The sequence below is a fragment of the Streptomyces sp. NPDC021100 genome, from assembly GCF_044333095.1.
Classification (GTDB): Bacteria; Actinomycetota; Actinomycetes; order Streptomycetales; family Streptomycetaceae; genus Streptomyces.
Window position 1 is genome coordinate 161541 of sequence record NZ_JBIRQH010000017.1, and the last position, 21838, is coordinate 183378.

A 21838-nucleotide genomic window follows, 5' to 3' on the forward strand; every position below is an offset into this window, starting at 1 on the left:
CCGCCGCGTGCGGTGTGCCCGGCCGGGACGGGCGTGTCGCAGTCCGTGCCGCGTCGGCGCGCGCGGGCCTGTGGCTCGGCCGTCACTTGCGCCCTGCCCGGGAAGCGCGCCTGGGGGCCCTGGATACAGGCAGAGTCGGCGTGTGCGGCCCGCCGTATTCGGCGTGCCCGGCCGCAGATGGGCGCGCGGCGTCGGTCGCGTACCGCGTCGGCGCACGCGGGCGCGCGGCCCGGCCGCCATTCGCGCCCTGCTCGGGGCGCGCCCGCTCAGACCGCCGCTCGCGCCCCCACCCCCAGCAGCGCGGAGATCCGCTCCGCGCCCACCGGGCGGGAGTAGAACCAGCCCTGCCCGGTGTCGCAGCCGATCCGCCCCAGCCGTTCCGCCTGTTCCGCGTTCTCCACGCACTCCGCCGTCACCGTCAGCCCCAGCCGGTGCGCCAGTTGCACCAGGGCCTCGACGATCGTCTCGTCCGCCGGGTTCGGCGGTTCGTCGGTGCGGAAGCCGTGGACGAACGAGCCGTCCAGCTTCAGCGTGGAGACCGGGAGCCTGCTGAGGTAGGAGAGGTTGGAGTAGCCGGTGCCGAAGTCATCGATGGCGATGGCGACGCCCATGTCGCTCAGCCGGCGCAGCTGCTGGAGCGGCCGGCCCGCCGAGCCCATCACCGCCGATTCCGTCAGCTCCAGTTGGAGGAGGCGCGGCGGCAGCCCCGTCTCGGCGAGGATCGCCGCGACGTCCGCGACGAGGTCCGAGTCCCAGACCTGACGTACCGCCACATTGACGCTGACGACGAGCGGTTCGTCCGGCCGCTCCAGCTGCCAGCGGCGGGCCTGGCGGCAGGCGGTCTCCAGCACCCAGCGGCCGAGCGGCACGATGGCGCCGGTCTCCTCGGCCAGCCCGATGAACCGATTCGGCGCGAGCGTGCCGAACTGCGGGTGGTGCCAGCGCACCAGGGCCTCCACCCCGCGGACGACTCCGTCGCCCAGGCCGACCAGCGGCTGGTACTGGAGGACGAACTCGCCGCGGTCGACGGCCGGTCGGAGGGTGCTGGAGAGGGCCTGCCGGGTCATCCGGTGGGCGTTGCGCTCCGGATCGAAGAGGGCCCAGCGCGCCTTGCCGTCCGCCTTCGCCCAGTACAGCGTGGTGTCCGCGGCCTGCATCAGCTCGGTCGCGTGCGTCCCGGCCGCCGGGCGCTCGACGACGCCGATGCTCGCCGACACCGACAGCCGCTGCCCGCCCACCTCGAACGGCCGCTGGAGCGCGGCCAGTACGGCGGTGGCGAGCGCGACGAGCTGCTCGGTGCCGGCCGACTCCTCCACCAGCAGGGCGAACTCGTCGCCGCCCAGCCGGGCGACCAGGTGGCCGCCCTCCGCGGCGCAGTCGCGCAGCCGGCGGGCCACCGCGCAGAGCAGCCGGTCGCCGGCGCGGTGGCCGAGGGTGTCGTTGACGGCCTTGAAGCCGTCGAGGTCCAGGTAGCACAGGCCGATCCGGGCGTCCCCGTCCCCCTCCGCCGTGGCCAGCGCGGTGGCCAGCCGCTCGAAGAACAGGCTGCGGTTGGGCAGCCGGGTCACCGGGTCGTGCATCCGCAGGTGCCGCAGCCGGGCGCGCAGGTCCCGGCGCTCGCTGATGTCCGCGACCGACAGCAGGGCGTCGCGGCCGCCCGGCAGCGGGGTGACGGCGACCTCGGCCCACACCGCCCGTCCGCCGGGACGCCGCAGCCGGCGCGTGCAGTGGAGCCGGGCCCGGCGGCCGAGCAGCACGTCCCGGTACGCGTTCCAGGTCCGGGAGTCCTCGCGCAGCCCGGTGAACTCGGCCGCGGGACAGCCTTCCAGTCGGGCGGGGTCGGTGCCCAGCAGCGCCCCGAGGGCGTCGTTGGCGACGCGCACCAGGCCGTCGGCCCCGACGACGGCCATCCCGAGGTGCGCGGCCCGGAAGGCAGCGCGGAAATCGTCCGCGTTGACGTGACGTTGTGTGACGACGGGCGCTGCCGCGCCCGGCGCGCCGCCCTGGCCGTCGAGGGTTCCGCTCACCGCTCGCTCCCGCGTGGCAATCGTTCCGCACCGTCTGGTGCGGCTTTCATGAGTCTCGTACGCGTGGTCGAATTGACGGCATTCGGCCGCCGGTTGGGGTAATCCATGCTGCAAATGTGGCGATCATAGGGCTCGTGCGGGGCCCGTTCCAGCGGCCGGGTCTCGATCAGGGGAGCCGCGACCCTGGATTCGACCGTTTCTGTACGTCCATGCCCGCTCGGGGCCGAGGCTGCATGGGCGTGCATCTCGATGACATCTCGATTGACCGTCCGTGACTGAGTGTGATGTACCCAGAAGTCGGCCCAGTCACTCGACCGGGGGACCGGAACAGGGCATAACCCCACAAACCACCCGAGGGTGGGAGAGGTGTCCCGATTCCGTCCCGGGAGGTCGACGTGGTGCGTCCGCAGACACCCAGGGGGGTGGAACGGTCCGGGCTGCGCCGGCTGTGGGCGGTGCTGACCTGCCTGTGCGCCATCGCGGCGACCCTGGTGGCGGCCCCCGCCCGGGCCGTCGGGCCGGGCGGCCCCTGCGCGCTGCCCCGCAGCGACGCCCACCACTCCGAGGGGCTGGACACCTGGAACCCGTCCTACCCGCGTGCCCTCGGCAGGCTGGACGCCGTCATGGTCTTCCTCTCCTTCCCGGACTCCCGGCCGGTCGCCACCCCCGCCCAGCTCATGGCGGACCACTTCCCCGGCACCTCCCGGTTCTTCGAACGGGCCTCGTACGGCCGGTTCTCCGTCCGCGCCCACCCCGTGGACCGGTGGTTCCGGATGCCCCGGCCCTCCACCGCGTACCGGATACAGCGCGACTGGGACGGCGAGCTGCGCACCGCCTATCTGAGGGACGCCATCACCGCCGCGCGCGGCGCCGTGGACTTCGGCCGCTACGGGCTGGTCTACCTGGTCGCCGACCCGGACGCGCCCGGGGTGGACTCCGACGCCACCAAGGTCGTCAACCTGGAGCGGCCGCTGGAGGTCGACGGCGCCCAGTTGCGCCGGGTCGTCACCGTCTTCGAGCACCACCCACCCGACCGGAACGTCCTCGCCCATGAGACCGGGCACGTCCTGGACCTGCCCGACCTCTACCACCGGCCCTCCGAGGGCAAGGGCGACTGGGACACCCACGTCGGCGACTGGGACCTCATGGGCAGCCAGTTCGGGCTGGCCGCCGATCCCTTCGGCTGGCACAAGTGGAAGCTGGGCTGGCTCGACGCCCGGCAGGTGGACTGCGTCCTCGGCCGGGGCGGCGCCGTGCACACCGTCCAGCCGCTGGAGGCCCCGATGCCGCCGGGGGACACCCGGACCCGGCTGGTGGTGGCCAGGACCGGGGTCAGCAGCGCCGTCGTGGTCGAGGTCCGGACCGCGACCGGCAACGACGCCGCCACCTGCACCGAGGGTGTGCTGGTCTACCGGGTGGACAGCGAGACGCCGTCCGGCGGCGGGCCCGTGCAGGTGGTGGACGGCCATCCCGGCACCCTGGCCTGCCCGGGGGAGGCCGTCTACCCGCCGCTGGCCGACGCCCCGCTCGGGGTGGGCGAGTCCCTGACCGTCGCGGAGGGCGGGGTGCGGGTGGCGGTACGGGGGCGGGCGGCGGACGGGGCGTGGACGGTCCGGGTCAGCCGGGAGTGATCCACGGGACTCCCGGCACGAAAAAGCCCCTCCACCGAAGTGGAGGGGCTTCCTCTGTCTGTGCGCCGCCAGGGACTCGAACCCCGGACCCGCTGATTAAGAGTCAGCTGCTCTAACCAACTGAGCTAGCGGCGCCTGCTGACAGAGAAGACTCTAGCACCCTGATCCGGTGGAAAGAAAATCCGTATGTTTGAGACCGGCGCGGGCGGTGCGGACGCAGGACCAGAGCAGGACGTCGGGCCCCGGCAGCCACGGGTGCCGGACGTCCGGGGCGACCACCCAGCGCGAGGCGGGCGGCACCGGCTCCGTCCCGTCCGGCGGGTACGGCGGGGGGACCGTCACCGCGTCGCCCGTGCCTAGGCACAGCAGCGGCGGGACGGCCCGGGCCCACTCCTCCCAGCGCAGCAGCGCCGGCAGCCGCTGGGCCGTGCCCGGCGCCGCGAACAGCAGCAGCCGGCCCTGCTGGGCGGCGACCGGCCCGGAGCCGGGCCCGTCCGACCACAGCCGGTCCAGCATCCGGCGGCCGAACAGCGACGGGACGCCGATCACGTCGAAGGCCCGTCCGCACGGCAGCAGCAGCGGTGTCCGCGGGTCGGCCGCCCACAGGGCCAGCACGCTGCGGGGGAGCGGACCGGCCGAGGCCAGCCACTCGGCACCGGCGGGACGGACCGGCTCGCGGACGGCGGCCGGCTGCGGGAGGCGGGCGGGGTGCGGAACGCGCGGGCTGGAGTCCATGCCCTCATGGTCGGCTCGCGGCCGGGGGCGGGTGGCGGCAGTTCCGTGAATTCGGGACAGCGCGGGGCGGGGTGCGCTAGGTTGTGCGCCGCATATGCCAACGGCCCATGAGACGGGTCATGGGCCGGGAGCGCGGCGAGGGGCCGCCTGGGCGGGCTCAGTCGGCCGTTCTGCCACTGCGCAGCAGCTCACGGCCGAACTCCACCATCTTCTCGGCGTAGTCCTCGCTCCACTCGGCGCGCTCCGCGATCACTGCGGTGGGCAGCCGGTCGAACCGCCGGGGGTCGGCGAGCTGGGCCGCCGCCACGGCCTGGAACTCGATCGCGCGGTCGGCCGCCGCGCGGAAGGCCAGGGCCAGCTCCGTCGAGCGGGCCAGCAGTTCGCGCGGGTCCTCGATCGACTCGAGGTCGAAGAAGTGCTCGGCCTCCGAGACGGCCTCGGGCGGCTCGAAGAGCAGCGGCGCGGGCCTGCGGCGGGGAGCCGCGCCACCGCCCGGACCGGGAGCCTGTTTCGGCTCGCACTCGCACATGTACATACCTCCAGGATCGTCTGCGCCGCCATCCATTGTCGCGCCGCGCGCAAGGGGGCCCGCTCTCGCCGGGGGCCGGCCGGTCAGGGCCGCCACCGGACCCGGTGTTCGTTTCAGGTGCGTCAGGACCGCGAAGTTCGCCTCCCACCCGTCAGGGCTGTGTTCTTCGGCCGCCTCCGGCGGTGTGCCGGACGCCGTCCGGCGGGCGGGTGCCGGGGGCCGGCGGTCAGGGTTTCCATCGCACCCGGTGTTCGTTCAGATGCGTGAGGACCGCGAAGTTCGCCTCCCACCCATCAGGGAACTTCACCGCCACCCCCAGCCGCACCGGCTCCGTCGACGGGTGCTCGTCCAGCAGCCGGTCCACGCCCGCGCGGCACACCACCACGCAGGCGTGCCGGTGGCGTGAGGCCAGGACGCAGAGGCGGCCGGTCTCCAGGTGGAAGGCGGTGGCGTCGGGGCGGCCCGAGAGGGGGTGCAGGACGACGGTGACGTCGAACTCGCGGCCCTGGAGCCGGTTGGCCGTGTCCACCGTCACGCCGGTCACCCCGTGCTCCGCCAGCGCCGCGCGGACGGCCGCCGCCTGGTCCCGGTGGGCGGTGCCCACCGCGATCCGGGCGGCGGTGAGCGGGACGGGATCGGGGGCGCGCTCGCTGGTCACGGCCGCGCCGCGGTCGAGCATCCGGCGCACCACCAGGGCCACCGCCTCGACGGCTTCCGGGTCCGTGCGCGGCACGTGCCGCTCGGGCAGCTCCAGCAGCCCCCAGCCGGACGCGGCGGCCTCGTCCAGCACCCGGTCCACCGCCGACCCGTCCTGCCGGACGCCGAAGGACATCAGCCGGTCGCCCTGGTCCGTGCCGCTGCGGAAGCGGGTGTACGGGTAGAACGCGTCCGACACCAGGCGCGCGGCGGACGCCGGCAGCCGCCAGGACACCGGGAGCCGGTGCTGCGGCAGCCCGGGGTTGTGGGCGAGGAGCGTGCTCACCGCGCTCACCGACGGGTCGTACGACAGGCCGGCCCACTGCGCCGTCCCCTCGGCGCCCACCACGCTGAACGGGTCCAGCTGGCCCGGGTCGCCGACGAACAGGGCCCGGTCGAACAGGCCGGCCACGGCCAGCAGCGCGTCCGAGCGCATCTGGTACGCCTCGTCGACGATCGCCTGGCCCCAGGGCTCGGTCACCTTGGTGTGCGCCCACTTCGCGGCGGTGGAGACGACCACGTCAAGACCGGCGAGGTCCGCGGCCTTCGTCGACGTGACGACCTGGTCGAGCCCGTCCAGCGCCGGGTCGTACGGCCGCGGGTCGCTGCTGTGCAGCCGGCCGACCGGCAGGTCCGCGTCCTCCTCGGCCAGCCGCAGCACCAGGTCGTCCACCTGGGCGTTGGTCTGCGCGACGACCATCAGCGGCCGGCCCGCCCGGGCCAGCTCCAGGGCGGCGCGGACGACCAGCGTCGACTTGCCGGCGCCGGGCGGCGAATCGACGACGACGCCGCGGTGCCGGCCGTCCAGCGTGTCGCGCAGGATGGCTCGCGTGGCCGCGGCGGCGGCCGCGGACGGGTCGAAGACGCGGGGCTCCCGCACCGCCCCGGCGGGGGCCGGAATCGCTTCCTGGGTCACAGCAGACTCCTGGGTCACAGCAGGTCCTCCCCGGTCACCGGATCGGGCTCCTCCGCCACCGTGCCGGGCGGACCGCCGTGGGTCCAGGGCGTGCGCTCGGGCTCGGGCAGCTCGGGGCCGCCCCTGGGCGCGTGCTCGAACAGCGTCCAGCACACCCGGTCACCGGGCGCGGGCACCGTCCCCTCGTCGGGAACCTTGCCGCGGCCCATGCCACCGGTCAGCCGGACCGTCAGCCCGGCCGGGCCGGCGGCCACGAACTCGGCGGGCTGCGAGCGGCCGTCGGCGAGTACCCGGTGCACCCGCGCGCCCTCCTCCAGCAGCGGTGCGTCGTCCGTACGGACGGTGACCAGCGGCCGCGGGCGCGGCACCTTCGCCTCCGAGAGGACCATGACCACCTCGGTGACCTCCCCGGCGAACGCCTCGCCGGCCAGCCGCCGCCCGGCCATGACCAGCGGATCGTCCAGCGCCTCCTGGGCGTCCAGCCGGGCCTGCGCGGTCTCCCGGGCGGCGAGCTTCCGCGCGGCGGTGACCGCGTCGTCCCGGCGCGGCTGCGGCGGCTCGCCGGCCCGCAGCCGGTCCCGGTGCCCGGTGTACGACCAGCGGTCGCGCTTCCAGCGCTCGGCGACCGAGGCGCCCTCGGGAAGGGGGCGCAGCAGGTCGACGCCGCGCCAGACGGCGTTCCAGGTGGGCCGCAGCTGCGAGAGGAGCAGCGTGCGTATGGCGGCGTCGGCGGCCCGCAGCCCGGCGTGGCCCCGGCCGGTCTCCAGGACCGCCGTGCGGGCCCGGTCGTAGCGGGCGATGGCGGGGGCCAGCAGCTTGTTGTCGAAGGCGGGGTCGGTGGCCGGGCCGGCGGGCGGGTGGAGCAGCAGGCCGTCGGCGTCGCGTGCCAGCTCGGCGCGGCGGGCCGCCTCCGGCCCGGTGCTTCCGTCGGGCGGGTCGATCCAGGCGAGCAGCGCGCCCAGGTGCTGGTCCTCCAGGTGGCTCTGGCCGGTGGCCCAGTGGCGGGAGAGCAGCTCGGTCATCGGGAGCAGGAGGGCGCTGCCGGGGAGGCGGGCCCGTTCCCCGTAGTGGGTGAGCCAGCGGCCGAGCAGCGGGACGCGGGGCGGCGCCGGCCAGTCGACCGCCGGATCCTCCTCGGCGGTGCGCCGGAAGCGCATGGACCGGCCGAGCAGCCGGACGTACTCGACCGCGGCCGGGCCGGGCACCAGGAGCTGAGGGGCGTCCGCGCACAGCTCGGCCTCGACGGCCGTCCGGCGGCCGGTCGCCGGGTCGGTCTCCTTGCGCTCCTCGGTGACCGTGTCGTCCGCGTATCCCTCGACGTAGGGCAGGACGGCCTCGGCGAGCTCGGCCAGGAAGGCGAACCGCAGGGCCCGATCGCGCGGCTGAGGGACCGTCAGCAGGCGGGGCGCGTCGCGGTCGGTGCCGACCAGGGCGCCGAGGGGCGCGCCCGTCTCACCGGCGGTGGTGAGCGGGACGAGCACGAGCGGGCGGTCCGACAGGTGCCGGTGGCGGACGGTGGCCAGGGGGCGGGCGCGGCCGGCGTGCAACGCCTCCAGGCGGGCGAGGGAGGTGATCAGCGACATCCGGTCGGCCCTCCCGGCTGCCCGGCGGCGGCCAGGGCCTCGGCGCGCAGGGCGGCGGCGCGGCGGAGGGCGGCGACGGCGGGATCGTCCTCGGACCCGTGGCACGGGCGCTCGCCCCGGGCCGCCGTGAGGACCTCCTCGACCGTGGTCAGCCCGCCGAGCCCGGAGCGGACGTTCCGCCCCAGGTGCCGGACGTCGCCCTCGGCGCGCGCCCGGTCGCGGCAGTGGAAGGCCAGCTCGCAGGCGGCGAGGCAGTCCGGCGCGTACGCCGCGTCGACCGCCTCGACGGCGGCGGTCAGCTCCGCCGCCGGCCGGTCCGGGGCGAAGGTGGTGCCGGGCGGGAGGGCGGCGGCGATCTCCTCGACCCGGGTGAGCCGGCCGAGCTGCCGGCGGGTGGTGGCGCGCTGCTTGCGGAGGTCGAGGAGGGCGGCGGCCGGCAGGTTGGAGAAGTCCTTGGGGCAGACCAGCAGCGCTTCGTGGCGCACCCGGCCGTTCTCGGGGGCCGGCCCGGGAAGCCGCTCGGCCACCGTCTCCAGGGCGAGCGCGTACACCGCGGCCTGCCGGGCGGCGGCCCCGGCCTTGGCGGCGTCGGCCGCGCCGTCGATCATGGCGAAGGACTTGATCTCGACCACCGTCCAGGTGCCGTCCGGGTGCACGACGACGGCGTCCGGCTCCAGGTAGGCGGGGGTGCCGGCCACGGTGAGCGCCAGCATGGGGTGGTCGAGGAGCGCCCACCGGCCGGCGGCGGTGGCCTCCCTCAGGGCCAGGGCGGTGCGGGCCGTGCGGCCCTCGGGGCCGGCGGCGGAGAGGTCGGGCGCGTCCACGGCGTCCGGGGGCTCCGGAGCCTCTCCGGCGGGGAGCGCGGCGTGCAGCAGCCGGACGAGCTCCGTGCCGCCGTCGGCCTTCACCCGGGCCTCGAAGGCGTTGCCGCGCGCTATGGCGAACTGCGACTGCCCGAACGCCGCGGGCGTGCCGAGCGCCCGCGCGAGGGCCGCCTTGTCGACCCCGGCGCCGTCGAGCAGGGCGCGGCGGCGGCAGCCGGGGTTGGCGGCGAGGGCCGCTAGGGCGCGGGCGTCCAGCGGGCGCGGCGGGACGTCCGGCCCGCGCAGCTCAGCGAGCCGCGGCCGGAGCGCCGTCGGGCCGGCTGCCGCCGGCTCCGCCGCGGGACTGCCGGGGGATGTCCGAAGGGATCGAAGGGATGTGCTCACTGCCGTCCGCCTCGCGCTGTCTCTCCGGCGCGCCCGCCCGGCCGCCGCCGGCGGGCATGCCGGACGCGGCCGTGCGCGGGTGCGCAGTACGAGCCGAAGTCTCGCACCCGGCACTGACAATCGCCGGGCTCTCCGGCATTCCCGCAGGTCCGGCCGGGTCGAGCGAGGGCAGGGAGCGGGGTGCCCGGGCGCGGATCCGCTCGCCGAGGCGCAGCGCGGGACGGGTCAGCAGCAGGCCGACGCCCATGACGGCGGCACCGGCGACGGCGTCCAGGAAGTAGTGGTTGGCCGTGCCCATGACCACGAGCGTGATGGTCAGGGGGTAGCCGACGCCGAGGACCTTCGCCCAGGTGCCGCGCCCGTGGCGCCACAGCATGACGCCGCACCACAGCGCCCAGCCCACGTGCAGGCTCGGCATGGCCGCGTACTGGTTGGTGAGCCCGCCGAGACCGCGCGGCGCGCTGGCGTCACCGCCCCACCAGCCGTACGACGAGTACTGGTGCATGGTGTCGACGAAGCCGTAGCCGTCCGGCAGGAGGCGGGGCGGGCAGGTGGGCAGCAGGGTGAAGCCCACCAGGCCGATGAGGGTGGAGAGCATCAGCCAGGTCCGGCCGCGGCGGTAGTGCTCGGAGTGGCGCCGGAAGACCCACACCAGGATGGCCGGGGTGACCACGTAGTGCAGCGAGGCGTACACGAAGTCCGCGGGCACGCCGAGGATGGCGTGGTCCGTGAACAGCCGGTTGAGGGGATGTTCGAAATTTATTCGAAACTGCTTTTCGATGTCGAGTATCGACACACCGTGATCGACCGCCGACTGCACATCGCCGCGGACCAGCAGGCGGCCCGCCGAGTACAGCGCGTAGACGACGGCGATCAGTGGCAGTTCGGTCCACCAGCGCGGCCGCTTCCCGAGTGGTGCGGTGCGGTACATCCGGACGCTCTCCATGTGTTCAGGCGGCCAACAAGCGCGCATGCAACCGTACGGCGTACGCCGCATCCGCCGCACACCGCCCCGTCGGGCCACGGAAACACCGGGGTCATCCGGTGTTCGGTTCCTGGGCGCGGCGCATGAGGAGGAAGACGATCGAATATGGCCTCGGGTTGCCTGTGGCGCAAGTGAGTGATGATAGTTCCGACGGGTCTAAGGCATCCGTACCGCACATCACGTTTGTGGCAGCTCCCGCCATTTTGTGGGGGAAGTCACCGAGATCCCGAGGGAGCCCGCTCCATGGCACCGCGCATCCTGCTGGCCCGGCACGGACAGACCGAGTGGTCGCTGTCCGGAAGGCACACCGGCCGCACGGACATCCCCCTCCTCGACGAGGGACGGCGCGGGGCGAAGTTCCTCGGCGAGCGCCTGCACCGCGCCCCCTGGGACGGCCTGCCCGGCGTCGAGGTCCGTACGAGTCCGTTGCTCCGGGCGAGTGAGACCTGCGACCTCGCCGGCTTCGGCGGGCGGGCCACCGCGTGGGACGCCCTGATGGAGTTCGACTACGGCGCCTACGAGGGCATGACCCCGGCCGAGATCAAGGCCCAGCGGCCCGGCTGGCTGATCTGGCGCGACGGCGTCCCCGGCGGCGAGACCCTGGACCAGGTCGCGGCCCGCGCCGACGAGGTCGTCCACTGGGCGCGCTCCGCAGCCGACCGGGACGTGCTCGTCTTCGCCCACGGCCACATCCTGCGCGTCATCGCCGCCCGCTGGCTCGGCTTCGAGGCGTCCTTCGCCGCGCGCATCCGGCTGGAGCCGACGTCGCTGTCGATCCTCGGCTGGGCCTACGGCGAGCCGGCGATCGAGCGCTGGAACGACACCGGCCACCTGGGCTGAGCGGGCCGGCCGTCAGGGTCATCCGGACTGAGCCGGGCCGGCCGTCAGGTCCGCCCGAGCCGGCCGGGCCGGCCGTCAGGGCCGCCTCAGGCCGCCCGCCGCGCCAGGAACGACTCCACCGCAGGGTCCTCCGTGAACCGGCGCAGCGTCCGGGACGTGCCGTCGAGCATCCCGCGGATGCGGGCGGACCGGACCTGGCCGAGCAGGTCCAGGACGCGTTCCCCGGCCGCCGCCGCCGCGTCCGGGGAGCCGGAGTGCGCCAGGTCGTCCGCGAGCTGCGCCGTATAGAGCGCGATATTGCGGGCGAAGTGGGGGTCGGCCAGCGCCACGGCCCGTTCGCCGTGCTCCGCCGCGCGGGACCGGTCGCCCAGGGCGGACCAGCACTGCGCCTCCAGCCCCTCCAGCTCGGCCTCGCCGAAGAACGTCATCCACTCGGGATCCGCCTCGCACGCCCCCTGCCCGAAGAGGGACCGGGCCCGCAGCAGGGCGCCCGCGCAGGCCACCCGGTCGCCCAGCCGGGCCCAGCCGCCGGCCTCGCGCAGCGCCAGCAGCGACATCAGCCGGGCCGAGCCCAGCCGCCGGCCCGCGTGCTGCGCGGCCTGGGCGGCGCGGACGGCCTCCCGCGGGCGGTCGGCGTCCCGGGCCAGGAACGCGGTGTTGCAGAACGCGTGCGCCTCCAGCGCCGCGTCCCCGGCGACCCGCGCGGTGGCCAGCGCCTCCGCGTAGTGCGAGCGGGCGTCGGCGAACCGGCCGGAGTCGTGCGCCAACCACCCGACGGAGATCGCCAGTTCACCGGCGCCGGTGTGCAGCCGGTCGGCCACCGACTGCCGCCGGGCCTCCGCGTCCAGCAGGTCGTACGCCGCCCGCAGCGGCCGGGTGGCGCGCCGGTAGAGGCCGTCGGCGCCGTGCCGGTCGTCGAGCAGCCGGATCCGGCGGACGGCCTCCTCCACCGCCAGGGCCTCCGCCTCACCGGCGTGGCGCCGGGGGCGGGCGCCCGCGGCGGCGCCCAGGGAGACGACGGCCACCGCGGCCGTGCCATGGGTCATGAACGCGCGACGCAACACGTCGCTCTCCTCGTCACTGGTACCGCCGGTGCCGGGAGCGCCGGCGTCCCGGAGGCCCGGTGCGCCGGGAGCCGTCGCGTCACCGTCGTCGGCGGGGCTTTCGATGTGAGCGGGCGGCGCACCGCCCTTGTTTCGCGCCCCCCGTCCGCGTACGGTCTCGCGGGGGAGGAAGCCCATGTCCGCCGGCTCGCGACCGGGGAACATATGGCGGAACACCCGCTCGTAGGCGTAGTTGGGGCAGCGGATCTCGCCGGATTCGACGCGCCCGATGTACCGCGCGTCACACGAGACCTGTTCCCCGATCTCCCGGGCCGCACGCCGCACCGCCGCCGCGAATTCCGCAGGTGACCGCGGTCCGCGCAACGCGCGGAAGACGGTGTTCGGACGGGGGGCGCGAGGTGACGGGGACGCGTGGGGCGACGCCATGGCCGGACCCTCTCCTGGCGAGTGCCGCCCCTCCGGCGACCGGGGCGGACGGTGGTGCTGCCGTACGGCGTGATGACCGTACCGGCTGCCGGGAATCCCGTACGTCCGCTTTGGCTACAAAAGGGATATCCCACTCGCGATCCGCCATGAACTGCCATCCTTTACGGCGGCGCGGCGCCGTAGCCGTTGACGGCTCAAGGGAGTTGAACAGTACGAGCAGGTGCCTGCCGTCCGTGCCGCGGCCCCGGCGGGCGGGCGTGGAACGGCGGCGACGGGTTCAGCGAAACGTGCGGAGGAGGCGTTCCCCTTGGCGGAAGCCGGAGTGAACATCGGCGGCTCGCGGACGGCGGCCCTTCACCAGGCGCGCCCCGGACACGGCCAGGCCGCGCGCCCGGCCCGGGCGCAGGGTGAGGGCGTCCCCTGTGACCTGGTCACGGTGCCCGCCCGGCAGGGCCTGGAGGCGGTGGACATCCTCCGGCTCCGCGACGGGGTCGGACCCGTCCTGCACGACGGCGAGTGCCACACCCTCGGATTCCTCGTCCCGGCCGGCACCGCGGCGGCCTGGGACGTCCCCGGCAGCGCCTGCACCCAGGCGTACGGGCGCGGGGCGCGCACGGGCCGCCACGAGCCGCCCGTCACGGGCAGCGACTGGCTGGTGGCCCCCGAGGCGGCGCTCTCCGAGGCGACCGACCCGGCCGTGCTGCGGGCGGCGCTCGGGGAGGCGGCCCGCACCATCGAGGCCGTCGACCGCTGCCGCTGATCCGTCCGCCGGCCGTCCCGTACGGGTGCCCGGACGAACCGGGCGATACTTGACGGATGGCTAAAGGCAGGCGGGCGGCCGGGGACACAGGCCGGAGCGGACGGCGGGCGGGGCGCGGGCGCGCCGCGGAGCCCGTCACCGAGCAGGTGGCGGGCGGCCTCGCGGAGCTCGAACCGGACCCCGACCGCCCGCGGGCCCGGACGCTGCTGATCGACGGCGCGCCGCAGTCCCATGTGGACCCGGACGACCCGGCCCGCCTGGAGTTCTCCTACCAGCGGCGGCTCGGCCACGTCGCCGACCTCGCCGCGCCGCCCGGGCGCCCGGTCCAGGCCCTCCACCTCGGCGGCGGCGCCTTCACCCTGGCCCGCTACGTCGCCGCGACCCGGCCGCGCTCCACCCAGCAGGTCGTCGAGATCGACGCGCCGCTGGTCGCCTTCGTCCGGCGCGAGCTGCCGCTCGATCCCGCGTGGCGGATCCGGGTGCGCTCCGGTGACGCGCGCGAGGTGCTGGCCAAGGTGGCGGACGGGTGGGCGGACCTGATCATCGCGGATGTGTTCGCCGGGGCGCGGACGCCGGCTCATCTGACCAGTGGGGAGTTCGTGGCCGACGTGCGGCGGGTGCTGCGGCCCGGTGGCCTGTACGCGGCGAACCTGGCGGACGGTCCGCCCTCCCTCGGTTTCGTCAAGTCCCAGATCGCGACCGTGGAGACGGTTTTTCCCGAGGTGTGTTTGGTGGCGGAGCCGGCGGTGTTGCGCGGGCGGCGGTTCGGTAACGCGATTCTTGTTGCGTCGGATGTGGCTGTGCCGGTGGGGGAGTTGAGGCGGCGTTGTGCGACGGATGCGGCGCAGGCGCGGGTGGAGGCCGGTGCTGATCTCGTCGCCTTCGCGGGCGGGGCGGCGGCGGTCCGCGATGCCGACGCGAAACCGTCGCCGGAGCCGCCGCCGTCGGTCTTCCGGTGAGGGTGCCCCGGTCCCGCCCTTTCACCGTTTCTTGCGGGGGCCGGCCCCCGCACCCGCTGAAGCGCGCTGCGCGCGCTGTCCTCAAACGCCGGACGGGCTGAATAGCCCGTCCGGCGTTTGAGGACGAGCGGCGAAGCCGCGAAAGGGGGTCTGGGGCGCAGCCCCAGGAAGCGGCGAAAGGGCGGGACCGGGGCAACTCACCCCACTCGCCCACCCCGGATCACCCCCCGGTACCACTCCCCACTCCCCTTCACCGTCCGCGACAACGTCGCGTAATCGACGTACACGATCCCAAACCGCTTGCTGTACCCGTACGCCCACTCGAAGTTGTCGAGCAGCGACCACACGAAGAACCCCCACACGTCCGCCCCGTCCCCCAACGCCCGCAGCACCGCGTCGAAGTGCCCGCGCAGATAGGCGATCCGGTCGGGATCGTGCACGGCTCCCCGGCCGTCCGGCTTGTCGTCGTACGCGGCGCCGTTCTCGGAGACGGCGAGGGGGAGGCCGGGGGCCTCGCGCGTGAAGCGCAGGAGGAGGTCGTACAGGCCGCTCGGATCGACGGTCCAGTCCATGGCCGTCCGGGGGCCCGGAGGCTGGTGGAAGGCGACGCCCTGGGCCCCGGGATAAGGCGAAGGCGCAGGTGAGGGGCGGTTGTCAGTGGCGGCTGATACAACGGACGGCGTGTAGTAGTTGATGCCCAGCCAGTCCAGGGGGTGTTTGATGACGGAGGTGTCGCCGTCGCGGACGAACGACCAGTCCGTGATCCCGGCCGTGTCGTCGATCAGGTCGGCGGGGTACGCGCCGTGGAGCATGGGCCCGGTGAAGATACGGGTGGAGAGCGCGTCGATACGCCGCTGAGCGTCCAGGTCGGCGGGTGACGTGGTGCGGGCCCGGACGGCGTTGGGGTTGAGGACGACCGCGACGCGCGACCGGCGCGGCAGGGTGGCGCGCAGCGCCTGGGCGCCCAGCCCATGGGCGAGGTTGAGGTGGTGCGCGGCGCGCAGGGCCGCGGCGTCGTCGGTGCGCCCGGGGGCGTGCACCCCTGAGGCGTAGCCCAGGAACGCGCTGCACCAGGGCTCGTTGAGGGTGGCCCAGCACTCGACCCGGTCGCCCAGCGCCCGGGCGACGAGCTCGGCGTAGTCGGCGAAGCGGTACGCGGTCTCGCGGGCCGGCCAGCCGCCCGCCGTCTCCAGCTCCTGCGGCAGGTCCCAGTGGTAGAGGGTCAGGACGGGCTTGATGCCGTGGGCGAGGAGCTCGTCGGCGAGCCGGCGGTAGAAGTCGAGGCCCTTGGGGGAGGCGGGTCCGCTGCCGGTGGGCTGGACGCGGGGCCAGGAGACGGAGAAGCGGTAGGCGCCCAGTCCGAGGCCGGCCATCAGGCGGACGTCCTCGGCGTACCGGTGGTAGTGGTCGGTGGCCGTGTCGCCGGTGTCGCCGTTCAGCACCTTGCCGGGCGTGTGGCTGAAGGTGTCCCAGATGGAAGGGGTGCGGCCGTCCTCGTGGACCGCGCCTTCCACCTGGTACGCGGCGGTCGCGGCGCCCCAGACGAAGCCGGGAGGGAAGGTCGTGGGCATGAACACGCTCCGGAGGAGAGGGAAGCGGGGGACGGGCGAGATGACGGAGCCGGCACGGGCGTCAGCCCTTGACCGCGCCGCGCATGATGCCGCCGACGATGTGCCGTCCGAAGAGGGCGAGCACGAGCAGCAGCGGCAGCGTGCCGAGCAGCGCCCCGGCCATCACGACGGCCTGGTCGGGGACGTAGCCGCGGCCGAGGCCGGTGAGGGCCACCTGGACGGTCGGGTTGTCCTGGGTCAGCGCGATCACCGGCCAGAAGAAGTCGTTCCAGGACTGCACGAAGGAGAGCATCCCGAGCACCGCCATCGCGGGCCGGGCGACGGGGAGGACGACGTGCCGTACGACGCGCAGGCTGCCGGCGCCGTCGACCCGGGCGGCCTCGATCAGTTCGGTGGGCAGCGCCTCTACGAGGTACTGCCGCATGAAGAACACGCCGAACGCGCTGACCAGGGTGGGCAGGACGACCGTCTGCAGCCGGTCGGTCCAGCCCAGTTCCGCGACGAGTGCGAACAGGGGGACCACCGAGAGCTGTGGGGGCACCATCATCGTGCCCACCACCACCGCCAGCAGGGCGTTCCGCCCCCGGAACCGCAGCTTGGCGAAGGCGAAGCCGGCGAGGGTGCAGAAGAGGACGGTGCCCAGGGCGACGCAGCCGGCGACCAGCGTGGTGTTCAGCAGGGCCAGGCCCAGGTTGGCGTCGCTCCACGCGATGCGCAGGTTGTGTGGCAGATTGCCGCCGAACCAGAGGGGCGGCGGGGTGTGCGCCAGCCGGGTGTTGTCGTGCGAGGCGGCCACGGCCGTCCACAGCAGGGGCAGCACCGAGCCCGCGGTGAAGAGGACGAGCACGGCGTATCCGAGCAGTCCGGTGCGGGGCCGCCCGCCGGCGGGCGCGCGGGTGGCGCGGGTGTTGGGGGTGGCGGGGGTGGGGACGGACACGGCGGCTCCTCAGCGGTCCGCGCGCAGCCGGCGGGCGAGCAGCCCGCCCACGGTGGCGACCAGCAGCAGGATCAGGAACATGGCCCAGGCCACGGCGGAGGCACGGCCGAGGTGGAAGCCGAACCACCCCTGCTCGTACAGATAGAGGCCCAGGGTCTGGAACTGGTGCGAGGCCCCGCCCTTCTGCCCGGCCGCCCCGCCGAACAGCAGGGGCTCGCCGAACAGCTGGGTCGCCCCGATCGTCGAGACGACGACGGTGAACAGGATCGTCGGCCGCAGCGAGGGCACGGTGACGTGCCGGAACTGCCGCACCCGCGAGGCGCCGTCCAGCGCCGCCGACTCGTACAGCTCGTCGGGGATCGCCTGCATGGCGGCCAGGTAGATCAGCGCGTTGTAGCCCGTCCACCGCCAGACGACGATCGAGGAGACGGCGATCCGGGAGCTCCAGGTGCCGTTCTGCCAGTCGACCGGGTCGGCACCCGCCAGCCCCAGCGCCCAGTTGATCAGGCCGTAGTCCCGCCCGTAGAGGAGGACGAACACCAGGGTGGCCGCGGCGACCGACGTGGCGTACGGGGTGAGGAGGGCGACGCGCCAGAAGGTGGCGGCCCGCAGCCGCTGGTGCAGCAGATGCGCCAGACAGAGGGCCGTCAGCAGTTGGGGGACGGTCGAGAGCACGCCGATGGTGAAGGTGTTGCCCAGGGCGTTCCAGAAGAACTCGTCATGCAGCAGCCGGAGGTAGTTGCGCGCCCCGGCCCACTCCATCCGGCTCATGTCCGTGAGTTCGAGCCGGTGGAGTGAGGCCCAGCCGGTCCAGAGGAGGGGGAAGAGACCGAATGCGGAGAAGAACAGGAAGAACGGCGCCACGAACGCGTACGGGCTCCAGCGCACGTCCCACCGGTGACGGCGGGTGCGCCAGGCGGCGCGGCGGTCCCGGCCGGGGGCGGGCAGGGGGTGCGACGGGCCCGGGGCCGGCTCCGCGCCGGGGTCCTCGACGGTGGTGGGCGGCGCCGAGGTCATTCGTCCACCGCGTTGTGGATCTCCTTCTGGGCTGCCGTCCAGGCCGCCCGCGGGTCCCTGCCCTGCTGCTCGACCTGCGGGATGCCGACGTCCGTGAAGGCGGTGCCGATCTGCTGCTCGTGCGGCCCGATCACCAGCGTGGGCGCTCCCCGGGCGGCCCGGGCGAAGATCCGCGCGACCGGGGCCCCGCCGAAGTAGGGGTTCCGCGCGTCCCGCAGCTCCGGCATGCCGTACGAGGCGGGGGTGGAGGGGAAGCTCGACTGCCGGGCGAAGAGCCTGGCCTGCTGCGCGGGCGCGGTCAGCCAGGCGGCGAGCGCCACGGCCTGCGCCCGGTGCCGGGCGGCCTTCGGGACGGTGAGGAACGAGCCGCCCCAGCTGGCCGGCCGGGGCGCCGGTGCCACGTCCCACAGGCCCCGGCCCGCGTCGCCCGACTTCTCCTTGATGTAGCCGAGCATCCAGGGCGGGCAGGCGACGGTGGCGAAGCGGCCGTTCGCGTACGCCTGGTCCCAGGGTTTCTCGAACTGTCTCAGCCGCGCGGTCAGCCCCTCGCGGGCCGCCCGTACCGCCAGGTCCCAGGCCGCCCGGACGGCCGGGCCGCCGGTGTACAGGGGGCGGCCGGAGCGGTCGTAGTAGCGCTCCGGATAGCCGTGGATGGCGGCGTTGTAGACGCCCGCCGCCGAGTCGGTGAAGACCGTGCCCGCCGGGGCCCGCTTCCGGTAGGCGAGGCCGGCGTCGAGGTACTTCCGCCAGTCGCCGGCCCACAGCCGGCCGACGGCCTCCCGGTCGGTGGGCAGCCCGGCCCGGTGGAAGAGGTCCTTGCGGTAGCAGACGGCGATCGGCCCGATGTCCGTGCCGAGCCCGACCGTGCGGCCGTCGGGGTCGGTGGCCTGGGCCCATTTCCACCCGAGCCAGTCGGCCCGGCGCACGCCCGGCGCCCGGGACAGGTCCTCCAGCCGGCGGCCCTGGCCCGCCGCCAGGTCGTGCAGGGTGCCGACCTCGACCGCCTGGACGTCCGCCAGCCCGCTGCCGGTCACCAGGTGCGTCAGGAACTGAGGGAAGTAGGTGTCGCTCCGCTCGATCACGTTCTCCTTGATCCGGATCTCCGGGTGCAGCCGCTCGTACTCGGTGTACAGCCCGGCCTGGCGGTAGCCGAAGACCCCGAAGGTGCCGACGGAGAGCGTGGTCCGCCCGTCGCCGTCGGCCGCGCAGCCGGTGAGCGCCGCGGCCAGGAGCAGCCCGGCCGCCAGTGCCGCCAGTGCCGCCGGTGCCGCCCGTGCCCGTAGGGCCCGGGGGCGCCGTCCCTGGGTGCCGCCGCGCATGCCTCCTCCTGGTGCCGTGCCCGCCCCGCCGGCCCACCGGAGGGCGGCCCGCCAAGGGGCGTGCCGCACCGGAGCGTTGGGGGTTCCGGGACTGCCCCGAGACTCGCCGCAACCTGGCGTAGTGTCAAGGACGCGCTGCGTGACGTGGCCTGAGGGGTGAAAGAGGCGCGGGGAGAGCTTCCGGCGTGTCGTGGTGGTGGGGCGGCGGGAGGCCCGGCAAGGGCTGAGGCCATTCGGACGCGCGGACACGAACACAGGTCGCGGCCGGGAAACGCCGAAGGCCCCGACCTGGTTTCCCAGATCAGGGCCTTCGGCTCTGAGGGTGAGTAACGGGACTCGAACCCGCGACATCCTGGACCACAACCAGGTGCTCTACCAGCTGAGCTATACCCACCACGACTGGCGTTCGTTTCCGTGTTTCCCACCGGCCGAGAAGAAGTCTACAGGGTCCGGAGGGGTGCTCGCTCCCGGCTTTCGCCGTGCCGGGAGCGAGCTGCGTCACTCCGCCGGAATCCCCGTGGAAACCCCACGGGGATCAGGCCGGACTACGACTGAACAGGAAGGACGTGCTTGGCCGCGATCGTCTTCGCCGTGTCGGAGTCCGGACCGGGCTGCGGCACGAAGATCGCCTCGCGGTAGTAGCGGAGCTCGGCGATCGACTCGCGGATGTCGGCGAGGGCCCGGTGGTTGCCGGCTTTCTTCGGACTGGCGAAGTAGGCGCGGGGGAACCAGCGCCGGGACAGCTCCTTCACCGACGAGACGTCGACGATGCGGTAGTGCAGGTGCTTCTCCAGCTCCGGCATGTCCCGCAGCAGGAAGCCGCGGTCGGTGCCGACCGAGTTTCCGCACAGCGGGGCCTTGCCAGGCTCCGGGACGTACTCGCGGATGTACGCCAGGACCTGCCGCTCCGCTTCCTCGAGCGTCGTCCCGCCGTCCAGCTCGTCGAGCAGCCCGGAGGCCGTGTGCATCTGGCGCACCACCTCGGGCATGGTGGTCAGGGCCTCGGCGGGCGGGCGGATGACGATGTCCACACCGTCGCCGAGGATGTTCAGCTCCGAGTCGGTCACCAGGGCGGCCACCTCGATGAGCGCGTCGGTCGACAGCGAGAGCCCGGTCATCTCGCAGTCGATCCACACCATGCGATCGTTCATGGAACTCACCCTACGGGGCGTTCCCGCTGGCCGGGCAGGTGCGGGCTGTACAGGTCGGACTCCGGCTTGCCCGGTTCGACGGCACCCGGACCGTGTCCCGGTCCATGGCCGAACCCCGGGTTCGCCGGCCCGTGCCCCAGAGGCACCCCGTGTCCGGGATGCCCGCTGTGTCCGCCGTGTCCACCGCCGTGCGGCGGACCGCCGAGCGGACCGGCCGCGGCGTGCGCGGCGGCCAGGGCCGTCCGTCTCAGCCCGACGACCGCCGGCTCCCCGGACCGGGGCTCCAGCGGATCCGGCCCGCCGAAGCGGTCACCCCGGCCGTCCCGGTCCGGCCGCTCGGGGCGGTCCGGCCGGCCGTCGGGGCCGCCCTGGGGCCGCCGCGCCCGGTAGGCCGCCCGGTAGGCCGCGGGGGAGGACCCCAGCTGCCGCCGGAAGTGGCCGCGCAGGGCGACGGGGGAACGGAAACCGCAGCGCCCGGCGACCTCGTCCACGGAGTAGTCGGACGTCTCCAGCAGCCGCTGCGCCTGGAGCACCCGCTGGGTGATCAGCCACTGGAGCGGCGCGCTGCCGGTGAGCGAACGGAACCGGCGGTCGAAGGTGCGGCGGCTCATATAGGCGCGGGCGGCCAGGGTCTCCACGTCGAACTGCTCGTGGAGGTGCTCCAGCGCCCAGGCGACGACCTCGGCGAGCGGATCGGCGCCGATCTCCTCCGGTAAAGACCGGTCGAGATAGCGCTCCTGGCCGCCGCTGCGGCGCGGCGGTACGACGAGGCGTCGGGCGAGCGCCCCGGCGGCGTCCGCGCCGTGGTCGGTGCGGACGATGTGCAGGCACAGATCGATGCCGGCGGCGGTGCCCGCGGAGGTCAGGACGTCACCGTCGTCCACGAAGAGCTCCCGTGGGTCCACATGGACCGAGGGGTAGCGCTTGGCGAGCGTCGGCGCGTACATCCAGTGGGTGGTGGCGGGTCTGCCGTCGAGCAGTCCCGCGGCGGCCAGTACGAAGGCCCCGGTGCACAGCCCGACGATGCGGGCGCCTTCCTCGTGGGCGCGGCGCAGTGCGTCGAGGGCGGCGGGTGGCGGTGGCTGGGTGATGGACCGCCAGGCCGGTACGACGACGGTGCCGGCCCTGGAGAGCGCCTCCAGGCCGTACGGCGCGGTCAATTCCAGACCGCCGGTCGTTCGCAATGGCACATCTTCGCCCGCGCAGACGAGCAGGCGATAACGGGGAACCCCGGCATCCTGCCGGTCGATCCCGAATACGGAGAGCGGAATGGAGCTTTCGAAGATCGGGCCGCCGCTGAAAAGCAAAACGGCGACGATCTCCCGGCGGCGGCGTCCGGAGAGCTTGCGCACGGTCTCCGGTACGGTCGTGGAGTCCTGGCTCATGGCGCTAAGAGCGTGTCCTATGTGGTGAGGCGGATGAGTCGCTTGTAGCAGCAGATCGCGGCGGCAAGTCCGAGAAAAGCCAGGTAGTTGCGGGGATCG

At 74.4% G+C, this 21838-nt stretch carries 18 protein-coding genes and 2 tRNA genes; 4 read left to right on the forward strand and 16 right to left on the reverse strand.

The features are described from left to right. Positions 1–266: 266 nt before the first annotated feature. On the reverse strand, positions 267–2027 hold the full coding sequence (locus tag ACH4PU_RS27010) for a putative bifunctional diguanylate cyclase/phosphodiesterase (RefSeq protein ID WP_398277185.1): 1761 nt from the start codon (positions 2025–2027) through the stop codon (positions 267–269). 395 nt (positions 2028–2422) lie between these two features. On the opposite strand from ACH4PU_RS27010, the gene ACH4PU_RS27015 reads away from it, so the two are divergent. Further along, positions 2423–3658 (forward strand): M6 family metalloprotease domain-containing protein, encoded by a 1236-nt coding sequence (locus tag ACH4PU_RS27015; protein ID WP_398277188.1) that lies wholly within the window; start codon positions 2423–2425, stop codon positions 3656–3658. Between the two features lie 61 nt (positions 3659–3719). Here ACH4PU_RS27015 and ACH4PU_RS27020 read toward each other — a convergent pair. From ACH4PU_RS27020 to ACH4PU_RS27050, 7 genes are all read right to left on the reverse strand, one after another. Next, positions 3720–3793: transfer RNA gene (locus ACH4PU_RS27020), tRNA-Lys, on the reverse strand. Positions 3794–3811: 18 nt separating this feature from the next. Beyond that, positions 3812–4393 carry a bifunctional DNA primase/polymerase gene (locus tag ACH4PU_RS27025; protein ID WP_398277191.1) on the reverse strand — a complete coding sequence of 194 codons (582 nt, stop codon included), beginning with the start codon at positions 4391–4393 and terminating at the stop codon, positions 3812–3814. 157 nt (positions 4394–4550) lie between these two features. Then, positions 4551–4928 (reverse strand): hypothetical protein, encoded by a 378-nt coding sequence (locus ACH4PU_RS27030; RefSeq protein WP_398277194.1) that lies wholly within the window; start codon positions 4926–4928, stop codon positions 4551–4553. Positions 4929–5148: 220 nt separating this feature from the next. Beyond that, a complete protein-coding gene (locus tag ACH4PU_RS27035; protein WP_398277197.1) occupies positions 5149–6534 on the reverse strand; it encodes an AAA domain-containing protein in 1386 nt (461 codons plus the stop codon). A 14-nt stretch (positions 6535–6548) separates the two neighbouring features. Beyond that, complete coding sequence (locus tag ACH4PU_RS27040) at positions 6549–8117, reverse strand: hypothetical protein (RefSeq protein ID WP_398277200.1); 1569 nt, start codon at positions 8115–8117, stop codon at positions 6549–6551. Beyond that, entirely contained in the window at positions 8108–9325 is a 1218-nt protein-coding gene (locus tag ACH4PU_RS27045; protein WP_398277203.1) for a hypothetical protein, read from the reverse strand. The genes ACH4PU_RS27040 and ACH4PU_RS27045 overlap by 10 nt, the downstream gene beginning before the upstream one ends. Continuing rightward, complete coding sequence (locus tag ACH4PU_RS27050) at positions 9228–10271, reverse strand: phosphatase PAP2 family protein (protein ID WP_398277206.1); 1044 nt, start codon at positions 10269–10271, stop codon at positions 9228–9230. The genes ACH4PU_RS27045 and ACH4PU_RS27050 overlap by 98 nt, the downstream gene beginning before the upstream one ends. A gap of 282 nt (positions 10272–10553) precedes the next feature. Here ACH4PU_RS27050 and ACH4PU_RS27055 point away from each other — a divergent pair, with 282 nt between their 5' ends. Then, positions 10554–11150, forward strand: a complete 597-nt coding sequence (locus tag ACH4PU_RS27055) for a histidine phosphatase family protein (RefSeq protein WP_398277209.1) — start codon at positions 10554–10556, stop codon at positions 11148–11150. 86 nt (positions 11151–11236) lie between these two features. On the opposite strand, the gene ACH4PU_RS27060 is transcribed toward ACH4PU_RS27055, so the two are convergent. Further along, positions 11237–12640: a tetratricopeptide repeat protein gene (locus ACH4PU_RS27060; RefSeq protein WP_398277212.1), complete on the reverse strand. Its 1404-nt coding sequence runs from the start codon at positions 12638–12640 to the stop codon at positions 11237–11239. 307 nt (positions 12641–12947) lie between these two features. Between ACH4PU_RS27060 and ACH4PU_RS27065 the strand changes: the two genes are divergently transcribed. Both ACH4PU_RS27065 and ACH4PU_RS27070 read left to right on the forward strand, forming a co-directional pair. Continuing rightward, on the forward strand, positions 12948–13400 hold the full coding sequence (locus ACH4PU_RS27065) for a hypothetical protein (protein WP_398277215.1): 453 nt from the start codon (positions 12948–12950) through the stop codon (positions 13398–13400). 56 nt (positions 13401–13456) lie between these two features. Further along, the gene (locus ACH4PU_RS27070; protein ID WP_398277218.1) at positions 13457–14359 is read left to right on the forward strand and encodes a spermidine synthase; all 903 of its coding nucleotides are present in this window, start codon (positions 13457–13459) and stop codon (positions 14357–14359) included. Positions 14360–14556: 197 nt separating this feature from the next. On the opposite strand, the gene ACH4PU_RS27075 is transcribed toward ACH4PU_RS27070, so the two are convergent. From ACH4PU_RS27075 to ACH4PU_RS27105, 7 genes are all read right to left on the reverse strand, one after another. Further along, complete coding sequence (locus ACH4PU_RS27075) at positions 14557–15930, reverse strand: GH1 family beta-glucosidase (protein WP_398277221.1); 1374 nt, start codon at positions 15928–15930, stop codon at positions 14557–14559. A gap of 61 nt (positions 15931–15991) precedes the next feature. Further along, positions 15992–16867 (reverse strand): carbohydrate ABC transporter permease, encoded by an 876-nt coding sequence (locus ACH4PU_RS27080; RefSeq protein ID WP_398277224.1) that lies wholly within the window; start codon positions 16865–16867, stop codon positions 15992–15994. 9 nt (positions 16868–16876) lie between these two features. Next, on the reverse strand, positions 16877–17884 hold the full coding sequence (locus ACH4PU_RS27085) for a carbohydrate ABC transporter permease (protein WP_398277227.1): 1008 nt from the start codon (positions 17882–17884) through the stop codon (positions 16877–16879). After that, positions 17881–19203 (reverse strand): ABC transporter substrate-binding protein, encoded by a 1323-nt coding sequence (locus ACH4PU_RS27090; protein WP_398277230.1) that lies wholly within the window; start codon positions 19201–19203, stop codon positions 17881–17883. The genes ACH4PU_RS27085 and ACH4PU_RS27090 overlap by 4 nt, the downstream gene beginning before the upstream one ends. A gap of 321 nt (positions 19204–19524) precedes the next feature. Beyond that, positions 19525–19597, reverse strand: a tRNA-His gene (locus ACH4PU_RS27095). Positions 19598–19748: 151 nt separating this feature from the next. Further along, positions 19749–20354: an oligoribonuclease gene (gene orn / locus ACH4PU_RS27100; RefSeq protein ID WP_223767409.1), complete on the reverse strand. Its 606-nt coding sequence runs from the start codon at positions 20352–20354 to the stop codon at positions 19749–19751. Positions 20355–20359: 5 nt separating this feature from the next. Beyond that, on the reverse strand, positions 20360–21739 hold the full coding sequence (locus tag ACH4PU_RS27105; protein WP_398277234.1) for a GlxA family transcriptional regulator: 1380 nt from the start codon (positions 21737–21739) through the stop codon (positions 20360–20362). Positions 21740–21838 lie beyond the last annotated feature (99 nt).